The sequence below is a fragment of the Mycolicibacillus koreensis genome (genome assembly GCF_002104795.1).
GTDB classification, from domain to species: Bacteria; Actinomycetota; Actinomycetes; order Mycobacteriales; family Mycobacteriaceae; genus Mycobacterium; species Mycobacterium koreense.
The window spans coordinates 1-13,696 of the sequence record NZ_NCXO01000026.1 but is presented as its reverse complement, the minus strand read 5'-3'; the positions used below and the strand labels follow the sequence as shown (position 1 = coordinate 13,696).

Here is a 13,696-nt window from a genome sequence, read left to right as displayed (position 1 = left end):
CCGCCTAGCGCGACGGGGTGGGCATCGGCACCGTGGCCGGTGCTACCGCTGGGGCCGCTGGGGCGGCGGGTACGGCCGCCGGTGCGGTGTGCCCCGGTACGGCCGCCGCCGGTGCCGTCGCCGCCGGTGCGGTGGGTCCCGGTACGGCCGCCGCCGGTGCGGTGGGTCCGGGCGCGGTCGCCGGGCCGGGTGTCGCGTCGGCCGGCGGGCGCACCGAGAACCCGGTGAGGATCGCCTCGGCGGCGGTGGCGTCGGCGACCGCCAGGTTGGCCGCGCTGGTCACCGACAGTGACACCAGATACCGGTCGGCCCCGGAGGTGGCGATGATGGTGCGCCGGGCGGTGTTCAACGTCATGTCGTTCTGGCGGAACGTGCCCTCGATGCGGGCCGCGGGCTGCCCGGCGTAGTCGGCGATCGCCTGGTCGGTGGTGCGCCACGCGGGCAGCTGCTGGGCCTCGATGTTGCCGTGGGTGATCGCTTCGCGGGGATCGAAGTCGCCGACGAGGCGGTAGACCACCAGCGCGGCGTTGGAGGTGTACAGCGAGTCGCTGTTGCGGTTGGCGATCACCACGAACGCGTCCGGCACGTTCGGGTCGGGCACCCGGGTCCAGCCGGTCGGCACCGGCAGCGTGATGTCCAGGGCGTCGAAGCCGGTGGCCTGCTGCACCTGCAACTCCACCCCGTGGCCGGCGAAGTAGTCGCGCAACGTGTCGGAGGTGGCCGGCACCAGCGGCTGGATCTTCGGGGCGGCCGGGGTGGCGCCCTGCGGCAGCGACGGTGCGGCCGGCGCGGCCGGCGCCGTGGCGGGGGTGTGCTGGGCGAGGGGATCGGGGGTCAACGGGGCCGGCTGCGGCGGCACGGGTGCCGGCACCGGATCGGCGGCGGCGATACCGCCGAACGTCAGCGTCGCGGCGAGCGCGGCGGTGAGCACCCCGGTCGAGGCCGACCAGCGGCGGGCGGTGTGCAACATCTCGACATCGGTCCTTCCGAACGGAATCGGGGCCGACACCCCGGGTTCTGCGCCGAGGCTAACCAGCCCGCGCCGGCGGCGGCAGGGGTCCGCCGCGGTTGGAACCGAGCCGGTATCAACCCGGAATCGGCCGGGAACCGGACCGCAACCGGATCGAGACCCCCGTGGCCCGCCGGGGCGTTCGCGGGACCCTTATACCCTGTGGGACGTGACCGAATCGTCGAGCACGGGCCCGGACGCCGCAGCAGCGGACCCCGGCGCGTCCAGTGACCCCGCGGCCCCGCCGTATCGCTACACCGCGGAGCTGGCCGGTCGCATCGAGCGGACCTGGCAGCAGGAGTGGGACCGGCGCGGCACGTTCCACGTCGCCAACCCGGTGGGCGCGCTGGCGCCGGCCGACGGTGCGCCGCTGCCTGCGGACAAGATGTTCGTCCAGGACATGTTCCCCTACCCGTCCGGCGACGGTCTGCACGTCGGACATCCACTCGGGTACATCGCCACCGACGTCTACGCCCGCTATCACCGGATGACCGGCCGGAACGTGTTGCACACGTTGGGATTCGATGCCTTCGGTCTTCCCGCTGAGCAGTACGCCGCTCAGACCGGCACCCACCCGCGCATCCGGACCGAGTCCAACATCGTGAACTTCCGCCGACAGGTGGGCCGCCTCGGCTTCGGTCACGACACCCGCCGCGGCGTGTCGACCACCGATGTGGAGTTCTACCGGTGGACGCAGTGGATCTTCCTGCAGATCTACAACGCCTGGTTCGACACCTCCGTCGGCAAGGCCCGGCCGATCGCTGACCTCATCGACGAACTGGACTCCGGGACAAGGGCTCTCGATGACGGACGGGATTGGTCGGCGCTGTCGGCCGAAGAGCGCCACGATGTGATCGACGGCTACCGGCTGGTGTACCGCGCCGACTCGCTGGTGAACTGGTGCCCGGGGCTGGGCACCGTGCTGGCCAACGAGGAGGTCACCGCCGACGGTCGCAGCGAGCGCGGAAACTTCCCGGTGTTCCGGAAACGGCTGCGGCAATGGATGATGCGCATCACCGCCTACTCCGAACGGCTGCTGGAGGACCTCGACGTCCTGGATTGGCCGGAGAAGGTCAAGACGATGCAGCGCAACTGGATCGGCCGCTCCTCGGGAGCGGAGGTGCTTTTCGACACCGCCGCCGGGGCCGTCGAGGTGTTCACCACCCGACCCGACACACTGTTCGGTTCGACCTATCTTGTTCTGGCGCCGGAACATCCGCTCGTCGACGAGCTCACCGCCGAGTCGTGGCCCGACGAGGTGAACCCGGCGTGGACGTATTCGGCGGCCACCCCGGGCGAGGCGGTGGCCGCCTATCGGCGCGCCGTCGCGGCGAAATCCGACTTGGAGCGCCAGGAGAACAAGACCAAGACCGGGGTGTTCCTCGGCGCCATGGCCACCAACCCGGTCAACGGTGCGTCGGTCCCGGTCTTCATCGCCGACTATGTGCTGCTCGGCTACGGCACCGGGGCGATCATGGCCGTTCCCGGCCACGACCAGCGCGACTGGGAGTTCGCCACCGCGTTCGGGCTGCCGATCGTCGAGGTGATCACCGGCGGGGACGTCGCCACCGCCGCGCACCCCGGCGACGGCACCCTGGTCAACTCCGGCTACCTCGACGGGATGACGGTCGCCGAGGCCAAGGCGGCGGTCACCGAGCGGCTGCAGCAGGCCGGCCGCGGGCGGCCGCGGGTGACCTACAAGCTGCGCGACTGGCTGTTCGCCCGGCAACGCTACTGGGGCGAGCCGTTCCCGATCGTCTACGACGACACCGGGCGGCCGTACCCGCTCGACGACGCCGCACTGCCGGTGGAACTGCCCGAGGTCCCCGACTACGCGCCGGTGCAGTTCGACCCCGACGACCCGGACAGCGAGCCCGCCCCGCCGCTGGCCAAGGCCACCGACTGGGTGCACGTCGAACTCGACCTCGGCGACGGGTTGCGGTCCTACACCCGCGACACCAACGTGATGCCGCAGTGGGCCGGCAGCTCCTGGTACGAGCTGCGCTACGTCGACCCGCTCAACACCGAGCGGTTCTGCGCCCCGGAGAACGAGGCGTACTGGATGGGCCCGCGGCCCGCCGAACACGGTGGGGCAGACCCCGGCGGGGTCGACCTCTACGTCGGCGGGGTCGAGCACGCGGTGCTGCACCTGCTCTACGCCCGGTTCTGGCACAAGGTGCTCCACGACCTCGGCCACGTCAGCTCCCGCGAGCCGTACCGCCGGCTGGTCAACCAGGGCTACATCCAGGCCTACGCCTACACCGACGCCCGCGGGACGTACGTGCCCGCCGACGACGTCGTGGCCCGCGACGACGGGTTCGTCTACCCCGGCCCCGACGGCGAGATCCCGGTGCGCCAGGAGTTCGGCAAGATGGGCAAGAGTTTGAAGAACTCGGTCTCGCCGGACCAGATCTGCGACGACTACGGCGCGGACACCCTGCGGGTCTACGAGATGTCGATGGGTCCGCTGGAGGCGTCCCGGCCGTGGGCCACCAAGGACGTCGTCGGGGCGTTCCGGTTCCTGCAGCGGGTGTGGCGCCTGGTCGTCGACGAGCAGACCGGCGAGACCCGCGGCGGCGCCCAGGAGGCCCTCGACGAGGCGACGCTGCGGCTTTTGCACCGCACCATCGCCGGGGTCACCGAGGACTATCTGGCGCTGCGCAACAACACCGCCGCCGCCAAGCTCATCGAGTACACCAACCACCTGACCAAGCAGGCGGTGCACGCCCGCGCCGCAATCGAACCGCTGGTGCTGCTGTTGGCCCCGCTGGCCCCGCATCTGGCCGAGGAACTCTGGGCGCGGCTGGGCCACGACACCTCGCTGGCCCACGGGCCGTTCCCGCAGGCCGACCCGGCGTATCTGGTGGCCGACACCGTCGACTACCCGGTGCAGGTCAACGGCAAGAAGCGGGGACTGATCACGGTGGCCGCCGACGCCGACGCCGCCACCGTGCAGGCCGCCGCCCTCGCCGATGAGAAGGTGCAGGGATTCTTGGGCGGCGCCGACCCGAAGAAGGTGATCGTGGTGCCCGGCCGACTGGTCAACCTGGTGGTGTAGCCACCGCACGGCCCCCGGGGGCCGGTTTCCCGTGAAACCATCAGCGGGGTCGCAGCACCACCTGGTGCACGTGCCCGTCGGGCGGGGTGGCCACGACGTTGGCCACCACCTCGGCGACGGTCTGCGGGGACAGAAACCGCTGCGGGTCGTAGTCGCCGCCCTCGTAGTCGACGAGCCCGCGCTGCATGGCGGTGTCGGTGCGACCCGGGTGCACACTGGTGACCCGCAGTGCCGGTTCGTCCTCGCGCAACGAGTCGGCGAACGCCCGCAGCGCCGCCTTGCTCGCCGAGTACGACGCCAGACCGGGGGAGGACCGCAGCCCCGACCCGGAGTTGATGAACACCACCTGCCCGCCCGCGCGGCGCAGCGCCGGCAGCAGCGCCAGCGTCAACCCGACGGCGCCGACGACGTTGACCTCCATCGTGGTGCGCCACTGCGCCACATCGGATTCGGCGACCCGGGCCGGCAGCGCCACCCCGGCGTTGTGGACCAGCACGTCGAGGTCGGCGGGCAGCGTCGCCGGGTCGATCCCGGAGTCCACCGCGGCGAGGTCCGCCGCGACGGTCGCGGCGTCGAGGCGCTCGGCGACCGCGCTCAACCGCGCCGAGGGCCGCCCGGCGAGCACCAGGGCGTGGGTGGGGGCCAGCGCCGCGGCGATCGCGGCGCCGATGCCGCTGCTGGCACCGGTGATCAGCGCGGTCGGCCGGGACATCGCCGCTAGCCGCCGAGCGCGTCGGGGCGCACCGGTTCGTCGCAGCCGGCGACCCCGCCGCGGGTCGGCTCACTGGCCGCGAGGCGCTCCAGCGGCGCCAGCGCGTTGACCAGCGCGTCGACCTCGTCCTGGCTGAGCTGGCTGAGCATCGCCGAGAGCGCGGCGCGCCGGTTCGCCAGCGACTCGTGGTGCACCGCCAGGCCCTCCGGGGTGATGTCGACCAGCACCGCCCGTAGATCCGAGGGATCCCGGGAGCGTTTGACCAGGCCGATCTTCTCCAGGCGGCGGATCGCCACGGTGGTGGTGGGGGTGCGTACCCGTTCGTGGGCGGCCAGTTCGGTCATCCGCATCGGGCCCTGGCCGAGCAGCGTGTAGAGGATCGACAACTGCGCCAAGGTGAGATCCCCGGTGGCGTCGCGGTTGGTGTCACCGCGGCGCAGGATCGCGAACAGTTTGGTCAGGGTGCGGTGCAGTCCCTCGGCCAGCTCCGCCACCTCCGGTGGGGCGGCATCGCTCATTGCCATAATGAGCCAGTTTAACCGGTGGTGGCCGCCCCGGGGCCAAGGTGTTCAAAGGCGCCCGACGGTATTCACGGTGATCAACGGCGCGCCGTCACCTGCTGGGGACGCGCTGGTGTCGCGCTGGGGTCGCGCCCGGCGGTACCCGGTGACGCTCACAGCACCTGGGACAGGAACCGCTGCAGCCGGTCGGTGCGGGCGTGGCTGAACAGCTCGTCGGGCTCGCCGGCCTCCACCACCCGGCCGGCGTCGATGAACACCACCTGGTCGGCGCTGGAGGCGGCGAACCCCATCTCGTGGGTGACCACGATCATCGTCATGCCGTCGGCGGCGAGATCGGCGATGAGCGCCAGGACCCCTTTGACCAGCTCCGGGTCCAGCGCCGAGGTCGGCTCGTCGAAGAGCATCACCTGCGGGTCCATCGCCAGGGCCCGCGCGATCGCCACCCGCTGCTGCTGGCCGCCGGAGAGCGCCGCGGGGCGCCGCGACGCATAGGCGCCCAACCCCACCCGCTCCAGGTGGGTCAGGGCCCGCTCGGCGGCGGCGTCGGCGTCCAGGCCGAGCAGGCGCCGCGGGCCGAGGGCGACGTTGTGCAGCACGCTGCGGTGTGGGAAGAGGTTGAACTGCTGGAACACCATCCCGATGCGCCGACGCAGCCGGTCGGGGTTCTCGGCGAGCACGGAGCGCCCGTCGAGCAGGATGTCGCCGCGGTCGGGTTCGTGCAGCCGGTTCAGGGTGCGCAGCAGGCTGGATTTGCCCGACCCGGACGGCCCGATCACCGCGGCGGTGGTGCCGGCGGGCACCTCGATGTCGACCCCACACAGCACCGCCGCCCCGCCCAGCCGCAGATGCAGGTCGCGCCCGCTCACCGAGACCGCCGCGCTCACGTCATCTCCTGGCCGGCCGGCGTCAGCGCCACCGGATCCGGTGCCCGCGGCCGGCCGCGGCGCATCCGGGTGTCGATGACGTTGACCAGGTGGGTCAGCGGGATCGTCAACGCCAGATAGAACAGGCCGGCGGCCACCAGCGGGGAGAGGCTGCCGGTGGCGGCGTTGAGGTCCCGGCCGACCTGGAACAGTTCCCGCTGCTCGATCAACAGTCCCAGGAAATACACCAGTGCGGAGGCTTTGAGCAGGGCGATGAACTGGTTGACCAGTGCGGGCAGCACCCGGCGGATGCCCTGGGGCACCACCACGAACCGCAGCGCGCCGACGTAGCCGAATCCGAGGGCGCGGGCGGCCTCCATCTGGCCGGGCTCCACGCTTTGGATCCCGGAGCGGAAGATCTCCCCGATGTAGGCGGCGGCCATCAGCCCCAGCGCCAGGATGCCCAGCGGGTAGGGGTTGTGGTGGGTCAGCCCGCCCACCACCGGGCCCAGCCCCAACCCGATCAGCAGGATGATCACCACCTCGGGCAGGCCGCGGAAGATGTCGGTGTAGATCCGGGCCGGCCAGCGCAGCCAGCGGGTCGGGGCGATCGCGGCCAGAGCCAACATCAGCCCGGCGACCAGCCCGATCACCGCCGCCGCCCCGGTGAGGATCAGCGTGTTGGGCAGCCCGGTGGTCAGCAGCACCGGGAACGCCTCCCGGTAGAGCTGCCAGTCGAAGAACGAGTCGCGCAGCTGGCGCAGCGTCGAGGGGGCCGTCGCCCCGGGTTCGCGGTGCGGTCGTTGCGCGGCGATCGCGGCGAAGTCCGGCAGTGCCGGCGCCGCGGCGGCCCGCGACCCCGGCCGCCAGCCCGGCGGCAGTTCGCGCGGCACCCAGTCGGTGTAGAGCCGCGCCCAGGTGCCGTCGGCGATGACCGCGTCCAGCCCGGCGTTGAGCGCCTCGATCAGTGGGCGGTTGCCCGCGGCGACCGCCCACGCCACGAACGTGTCGACGCTGACGGTGGTGGCGGCGATGACCGCCGGGTCGCCGGGGCGCACCAACTGCCCGGCCTGCTGGGCGGGGGCCACCCACGCGTCGAGCTGACCGGTTTTCAGGCTGGCGTAGACGGTGTTGAAGTCGGGGAACTTCACCGGCGCCAACCCCAGGGTGTCGGTGACGTAGGCGTCCTGGATGGTGCCCTGCACCACCCCGATCCGCAGGCCCGGCCGCAGGTCGTCCATCGCGGTCAGCGCCGAGCCCGGCGGCACCACCAGCGCGTAGTAGCCGAAGTCGTAGCCGTTGGTGAACCCGACGGTGCGCCGGCGGGCCTCGGTGGCCGCGATCGACGCCGAGCCGACGTCGAAGCGCCCCGCGGCGACCTGGGCGAGCAGCCCGGCGAAATCGGTGCCCACGAACGACACCCGCAGCCCCAGTTTGGCCGCGACCGCGCGCAGCAGTTCGTCGTCGAAGCCGCTGAACCGGCCGGTGCCGTCGATGCAGCTGGTCGGCGGGGCATCCGAGAGGCTGCCGACGGTCAGCGTGCCGGGGGTGGTCAGTCCCAGCGCGGCGACGTCGACGGAGTCCACGGCGACGGTGGTGGCGGTGGTGTGGGTGTCGCGGTGCGGCTCGCCGGGGGTGGCGGTGAGGTTGGGGGGCACCGCGGTGGCGTTCGCCACGCCGGGCGGCACGCACTGGTCCGGCGCGGCGAGCGCGGCCGGCGCGGCCATCAGCGCGGCGAGCGTCCCGGCCACCGCCGCCACCGCGGCCAGGGCGCGCGCCCGCCTAGCGGCGGTCACGCCAGCGGCACAGGGCGGCCGCGCCGGTCAGGTCGTAGTCGGGCCCGGCGGTCGCGATCGTCAGCAGGCTGACCCCCGCGTCGGCGAGGGCGTCGGCCTCGGCGGTCACCGCCGCCGCGTCGGTGCTGCCGACGTCGCCGCCGACCGCCGCGGAGAACTCGATGGCGGCCGGATCGCGCCCGACCGCCGCGCAGTGGTCGGCGAGCACCGCGGCCTTGTGGCGGTGCCGGGTCGCGTCGGCGAAGCTGTGCCAGATGTCGGCGTGCTCGGCCACCAGCCGCAGCGTCTTGCGTTCCCCGTCGCCGCCGATGAGCACCGGCAGCGGCCCGGCCGGCGCCGGGGTGAGCCGGCCCAGCCGTGCGGTGATCCGCGGCAGCGCCGCCCCCAGGTCGGCGATCCGGCTGCCCCGGGTGCCGAACTCGTAGCCGTACTCGCGGTAGTCGCGGTGGTTCCAGCCGGCGCCGATCCCCAGGATCAGCCGCCCGCCGCTGATGTGGTCGACGGTGCGGGCCATGTCGGCGAGCAGATCGGGGTTGCGGTAGGAGTTGCAGGTCACCAGCGCGCCGATCTGGATGCGCGAGGTCTGCTCCGCCCAGGCGGCCAGCATCGTCCAGCACTCGAAGTGCGCGCCGTCGGGGTCGCCGTAGAGCGGGAAGAAGTGATCCCAGTTGAACGCGACGTCCACGCCGAGGTCTTCGCAGCGGCGCACCGCGTCACGGATCAGCCCGTAGTCGGGGGCCTGCTCGGGCTGCAGCTGCACCCCGATGCGGGGCGGCCGGGGGCCGGGCACGGGAGAAACCATGTCCCCACGGTACGAGCAGACACGCCCAGACACGAACAGACGACGAACGCCGGGCGCCCGACGGGCACCCGGCGTCCGATGGTCGCGCGGCGGTCCGGCTCAGCCGGTGATGAACTCCTCGAGCTGGGCGCGGGCCACGTCGTCGGGCAGCTGCTTCGGCGGGCTCTTCATCAGATACGCCGAGGCCGGCACGATCGGGCCGCCGATGCCGCGGTCCTTGGCGATCTTGGCGGCGCGCACCGCGTCGATGATCACCCCGGCCGAGTTCGGCGAGTCCCACACCTCGAGCTTGTACTCCAGGTTCAGCGGCACGTCACCGAAGGCGCGGCCCTCCAGGCGCACGTAGGCCCACTTGCGGTCGTCGAGCCAGCCGACGTGGTCGCTCGGGCCGATGTGCACGTCGTTGGTCTTGAACTCGCGCTGCAGGTTGGAGGTGACCGCCTGGGTTTTGGAGATCTTCTTCGACTCCAGGCGCTCGCGCTCCAGCATGTTCAGGAAGTCCATGTTGCCGCCGACGTTGAGCTGCATGGTGCGGTCCAGCTGCACGCCGCGGTCCTCGAACAGCTTGGCCATCACCCGGTGGGTGATGGTGGCGCCGATCTGGCTCTTGATGTCGTCACCGACGATCGGCACACCCGCCTCGGTGAACTTCGCCGCCCACTCCGGGTCGGAGGCGATGAACACCGGCAGCGCGTTGACGAACGCCACCCCGGCGTCGATGGCGCACTGGGCGTAGAACTTGTCGGCCTCCTCCGAGCCCACCGGCAGGTAGGACACCAGCACGTCGACCTTCGCGTCGCGCAGCGCCTTGACCACGTCGACCGGTTCGGTGTCGGAGAGCTCGATGGTGTCGGCGTAGTACTTGCCGATGCCGTCGAGGGTGGGGCCGCGCTGCACGATCACGTCGGTGGGCGGCACGTCGGTCAGCTTGATGGTGTTGTTCTCCGAGGCGAAGATCGCTTCGGACAGGTCGAACCCGACCTTCTTGGCGTCGACGTCGAACGCGGCGACGAATTTCACGTCGCGCACGTGGTAGGCACCGAACCGCACATGCATCAGGCCGGGAACCGTGGAGTTCTCGTCGGCGTCGCGGTAGTACTGGACGCCCTGCACCAGCGAGGACGCGCAGTTACCGACGCCCACAATGGCGACCCGCACCTCCGTCGACGCCACCGCGCCGGTTTGCTCACTCATGGACGTTCTCCTTCTCCTACCTTCTGCGTGCGGCCGGTGGTCTCGACCGTTGCTTGTGTTGTTGGCGGTTGCGCCGGGCGGGTGCCCGGTCGGGTCAGGGCTGATCGCCGTGACCCTGGGCAACCCGTTCGGCGGCGATCAGCTCGTTGAGCCATCGCACCTCGCGTTCACTCGACTCCAACCCCAGCTGGTGTAGCTGGCGGGTGTAGCGGTCGAATGAGCCGCTGGCCCGCGCCACGGCGTCGCGCAGACCTTCCCGGCGTTCCTCCACCTGGCGGCGCCGGCCTTCCAAGATGCGCATCCGCGCCTCCGCCGGCGTGCGGTTGAAGAACGCCAGGTGCACGCCGAAGCCGTCGTCGGTGTAGTTCTGTGGGCTGGTGTCGGCCACCAGCTCGGAGAATCGCTGCCGGCCGGCGTCGGTGAGCCGGTACACCCGCCGTGCCCGGCGCACCGGGGTGCCCGCGGGGGCAGCATTCTCGGCGATCAGCCCGTCGGCCTGCATCCGGCGCAACGCCGGGTACAGCGAGCCGTAGGAGAAGGCGCGGAACGCCCCCAGCAGGCCGGTGAGCCGCTTGCGTAGCTCGTAGCCGTGCATCGGTGACTCCAGCAGCAGGCCCAAAATGGCCAGCTCCAGCATCGAGTCACCTCCCTGATTCGCCGCTGCCGCGCTCCACCGTGCGCCCGACAGCTCGCGCCATAGTATCGCCCCGATATATCCCGAGCCAAGTCGTGGGGAGCCGGCGTCCCGCTGAGCCGGGCCGCGGCGCGCCGTCATCGCTGGACCGCCGCGGTCCGCATCCCCGACGGCGGTGACCGACGTACTCTAGTCAGCGTGCGACTGCAGCGACAGGTGGTGGACTACGCGCTTCAACGGCGCGCGCTGCTGGCCGAGGTGTACTCCGGGCGGACCGGGGTGTCCGACGTCTGCGACGCCAACCCCTACCTGTTGCGGGCGGCGAAGTTTCACGGCAAGACCAGCTCGGTCAGTTGTCCGATCTGCCGCAAGGAGCAGTTGACGCTGGTGTCCTGGGTGTTCGGCGATCATCTCGGGGCGGTGTCGGGCTCGGCCCGCAGCGCCGAGGAGTTGGTGTTGCTGGCGACCCGATTCTCGGAGTTCTCGGTACATGTGGTGGAGGTATGCCGAACGTGCAGCTGGAATCATCTGGTGAAGTCGTACGTGCTGGGCGCGGTACGGCCACCGAAGGGTTCGCGCACCACCCGGACCGCCCGCAACGGGGCGCGTACCGCCAGTGAATAACCCGCCACCGAATGACCCGCCAGTGAACGATGACGACCGGCCCCCGCCGCGCCGACCCCGGGAGCAGCCCCGCGGCGGCGCCCACCGGGCCCCCGAGCCACCGGAGCCGACCGGACCGTCCAGGTCCCCGGGGCCGGACCACGCGCGCGGGCGCGCCCCGGAAGACCGGCCGACCTCGCTGATCCCGCGGGTCGGCGACGAGGTGCCGGAGAAGCTGCGCGACCCGATCGAGGCGGTCACCGCCGCGCTGAACGCCCCCTCGTTGGCCGAGCGTCACCGTGCCGCCGGGCGCACCGGCGCGCGGGAGGAACCGCGCACCGAGGACGGCGCGACGCGCGAGGCGCGGGAGGCGCGCGAGGCGCGCGATGCGGTGTCGGGGGGGCGCCCCGCGGGCGCCGCGCGCTCCGCTACGCCCACGCCCGACGAGCCACCGCCGTCGCGCGGGCGGTCCCGACGCACCGACGACGACCGGGAGCCGCCGCGGGAGGCGCCGCATCGCCGGCGCGCGGCGCCGTCGCGGGCGCGGGTGCGGTGGCGCTGGGTCCGGCGGGCCTGCTATCTGGCGGTGGCCGCGGCGGTGCTGCTGCCGATCGTGACGTTCGCGATGGCGTACCTGATCGTGCAGGTGCCCCAGCCCGGCGACATCCGCACCAACCAGGTGTCGACGATCCTGGCCAGCGACGGCAGCGAACTGGCCAAGATCGTGCCGCCGGAGGGCAACCGGGTCGACATCGACATCGACCAGGTGCCCCAGCACGTCCGCAACGCGGTGATCGCCGCCGAGGACCGCAACTTCTACACCAACCCGGGCTTCTCGCTCAGCGGGTTCGGCCGGGCCATCAAGAACAACCTGTTCGGCGGCTACACCCAGGGTGGGTCGACGATCACCCAGCAGTACGTCAAAAACGCGCTCGTCGGTGCCCAGCGCACCGGGATGGGCGGGCTGACCCGCAAGGCCAAGGAACTGGTCATCGCGACCAAGATGTCCGGCCAGTGGTCCAAGGACGACGTCCTGGAGGCCTACCTGAACATCATCTACTTCGGACGCGGCTCCTACGGGATCGCCGCGGCGTCCAAGGCGTACTTCAACAAGCCGGTCGAACAGCTCACCGTCGCCGAGGGGGCGCTGCTGGCGGCGCTGATCCAGCGGCCCTCCACCCTGGATCCCGCGATCGACCCCGACGGCGCCCTGGACCGGTGGAGCTGGGTGCTCGACGGGATGGTGCAGATCAAGGCGCTCACCCCCGAGCAGCGCGCCGCCCAGCAGTTCCCCGAGACGATCCCGCCGGGGATGGCCCGCTCGGAGGACCAGACCACCGGACCCAACGGCCTGATCGAACGGCAGGTCATCGCCGAGCTGCTCGACCTGTTCGACATCGACGAGCAGACCCTCAACACCGAGGGGCTGCAGGTCACCACCACCATCGATCCGCAGGCCCAGCAGGCCGCCGAGGACGCGGTGGAGAAGTATCTCGACGGTCAGGACCCCGACATGCGCGCGGCGGTGGTCTCCATCGATCCGCGCAACGGGGCGGTGCGCGCCTACTACGGTGGCTCGGAGGCCACCGGCTACGACTTCGCCCAGGCCGGCTTGCAGACCGGCTCGTCGTTCAAGGTGTTCGCACTGGTGGCCGCGCTGGAGCAGGGGATGGGCCTGGGCTACCAGGTGGACAGCTCCCCGCTGACGGTCAACGGCATCGAGATCACCAACGTGGAGAACGAGGGCTGCGGCACCTGCAACATCGCCGAGGCGCTGAAGCGGTCGTTGAACACCTCCTACTACCGGCTGATGCTCAAGCTGAAGAACGGTCCGCAGGATGTGGCCGACGCCGCCCACCGGGCCGGCATCGCCGAGAGTTTCCCCGGGGTGGCGCACACGCTGTCCGAGGACGGCGAGGGCGGGCCGCCGAACAACGGGATCGTGTTGGGCCAGTACCAGACCCGGGTCATCGACATGGCGTCGGCTTATGCCACCCTCGCCGATTCCGGCACCTATCACGCCCCGCACTTCGTGGAGAAGGTCGTCAACGCCGACGGGCAGGTGCTCTTCGACGCGTTGACCGCCGACAACCCCGGTGAGGAGCGCATCGAGAAGGCCGTCGCCGACAACGTCACCGCCGCGATGGTGCCGATCGCCGGGTACTCCCGCGGACACAACCTGGCCGGCGGGCGGCCCTCGGCGGCCAAGACCGGCACCGTGCAGCTCGGCGACAGCAAGGACAACAAGGACGCCTGGATGGTCGGCTACACCCCGTCGCTGTCCACCGCGGTGTGGGTCGGCACCGTCAAGGACGACGAGCCGCTGGTCAACCAGTGGGGCTCCCCGGTCTGGGGGTCGAGCCTGCCGTCGGACATCTGGAAGGCGACCATGGACGGCGCCCTGCAGGGCACCGACACCGAGTCGTTCCCGACGCCGGAGGAAGTCGGCGGCTACGCCGGGGTGCCGGCCGCACCGCCGCCGCCCCCGCCGCCCAGCGACGAGC

The 13,696-nt window shown here is 71.7% G+C and carries 11 protein-coding genes; 3 read left to right on the top strand and 8 right to left on the bottom strand.

Annotated elements, in window-relative coordinates; translation table 11 throughout:
* Positions 1-4: 4 nt before the first annotated feature.
* Complete coding sequence (locus B8W67_RS12160; protein WP_085304234.1) at positions 5-970, bottom strand: LpqN/LpqT family lipoprotein; 966 nt, start codon at positions 968-970, stop codon at positions 5-7.
* Between the two features lie 208 nt (positions 971-1,178).
* Between B8W67_RS12160 and leuS the strand changes: the two genes are divergently transcribed.
* On the top strand, positions 1,179-4,067 hold the full coding sequence (gene leuS / locus B8W67_RS12155) for a leucine--tRNA ligase (RefSeq protein WP_085304183.1): 2,889 nt from the start codon (positions 1,179-1,181) through the stop codon (positions 4,065-4,067).
* 40 nt (positions 4,068-4,107) lie between these two features.
* On the opposite strand, the gene B8W67_RS12150 is transcribed toward leuS, so the two are convergent.
* The 7 genes from B8W67_RS12150 to B8W67_RS12120 form a co-directional block, all read right to left on the bottom strand.
* The gene (locus B8W67_RS12150; RefSeq protein ID WP_085304181.1) at positions 4,108-4,779 is read right to left on the bottom strand and encodes an SDR family oxidoreductase; all 672 of its coding nucleotides are present in this window, start codon (positions 4,777-4,779) and stop codon (positions 4,108-4,110) included.
* Between the two features lie 5 nt (positions 4,780-4,784).
* On the bottom strand, positions 4,785-5,303 hold the full coding sequence (locus tag B8W67_RS12145; protein WP_069391620.1) for a MarR family winged helix-turn-helix transcriptional regulator: 519 nt from the start codon (positions 5,301-5,303) through the stop codon (positions 4,785-4,787).
* A gap of 149 nt (positions 5,304-5,452) precedes the next feature.
* The gene (locus tag B8W67_RS12140; RefSeq protein WP_069391619.1) at positions 5,453-6,184 is read right to left on the bottom strand and encodes an amino acid ABC transporter ATP-binding protein; all 732 of its coding nucleotides are present in this window, start codon (positions 6,182-6,184) and stop codon (positions 5,453-5,455) included.
* Positions 6,181-7,890, bottom strand: coding sequence for an ABC transporter substrate-binding protein/permease (locus tag B8W67_RS12135; RefSeq protein ID WP_085304232.1), 1,710 nt, complete (start codon positions 7,888-7,890; stop codon positions 6,181-6,183). Before B8W67_RS12135 ends, B8W67_RS12140 begins: the two co-directional genes overlap by 4 nt.
* A 55-nt stretch (positions 7,891-7,945) precedes the next feature.
* Entirely contained in the window at positions 7,946-8,761 is an 816-nt protein-coding gene (locus B8W67_RS12130; protein ID WP_069391618.1) for an LLM class F420-dependent oxidoreductase, read from the bottom strand.
* Positions 8,762-8,860: 99 nt separating this feature from the next.
* The gene (locus B8W67_RS12125) at positions 8,861-9,955 is read right to left on the bottom strand and encodes an inositol-3-phosphate synthase (protein WP_069391617.1); all 1,095 of its coding nucleotides are present in this window, start codon (positions 9,953-9,955) and stop codon (positions 8,861-8,863) included.
* Positions 9,956-10,049: 94 nt separating this feature from the next.
* Positions 10,050-10,592 carry a PadR family transcriptional regulator gene (locus B8W67_RS12120; protein ID WP_069391616.1) on the bottom strand — a complete coding sequence of 181 codons (543 nt, stop codon included), beginning with the start codon at positions 10,590-10,592 and terminating at the stop codon, positions 10,050-10,052.
* A 195-nt stretch (positions 10,593-10,787) separates the two neighbouring features.
* Between B8W67_RS12120 and B8W67_RS12115 the strand changes: the two genes are divergently transcribed.
* Both B8W67_RS12115 and B8W67_RS12110 read left to right on the top strand, forming a co-directional pair.
* Positions 10,788-11,213, top strand: coding sequence for a DUF5318 domain-containing protein (locus B8W67_RS12115; RefSeq protein WP_069391615.1), 426 nt, complete (start codon positions 10,788-10,790; stop codon positions 11,211-11,213).
* A gap of 22 nt (positions 11,214-11,235) precedes the next feature.
* The coding region (locus tag B8W67_RS12110) for a transglycosylase domain-containing protein (RefSeq protein WP_109561781.1) at positions 11,236-13,696 on the top strand (2,461 nt) is incomplete at its 3' end.

Bases quoted from the DNA above. Each gene is read 5' to 3' on its own strand.
- B8W67_RS12160 (WP_085304234.1), bottom strand. From the start codon at position 970: ATGTTGCACACCGCCCGCCGCTGGTCGGCCTCGACCGGGGTGCTCACC.
- B8W67_RS12125 (WP_069391617.1), bottom strand. From the start codon at position 9,955: ATGAGTGAGCAAACCGGCGCGGTGGCGTCGACGGAGGTGCGGGTCGCC.
- B8W67_RS12135 (WP_085304232.1), bottom strand. From the start codon at position 7,890: ATGGCCGCGCCGGCCGCGCTCGCCGCGCCGGACCAGTGCGTGCCGCCC.
- B8W67_RS12130 (WP_069391618.1), bottom strand. From the start codon at position 8,761: ATGGTTTCTCCCGTGCCCGGCCCCCGGCCGCCCCGCATCGGGGTGCAG.
- B8W67_RS12150 (WP_085304181.1), bottom strand. From the start codon at position 4,779: ATGTCCCGGCCGACCGCGCTGATCACCGGTGCCAGCAGCGGCATCGGC.
- B8W67_RS12120 (WP_069391616.1), bottom strand. From the start codon at position 10,592: ATGCTGGAGCTGGCCATTTTGGGCCTGCTGCTGGAGTCACCGATGCAC.
- B8W67_RS12145 (WP_069391620.1), bottom strand. From the start codon at position 5,303: ATGGCAATGAGCGATGCCGCCCCACCGGAGGTGGCGGAGCTGGCCGAG.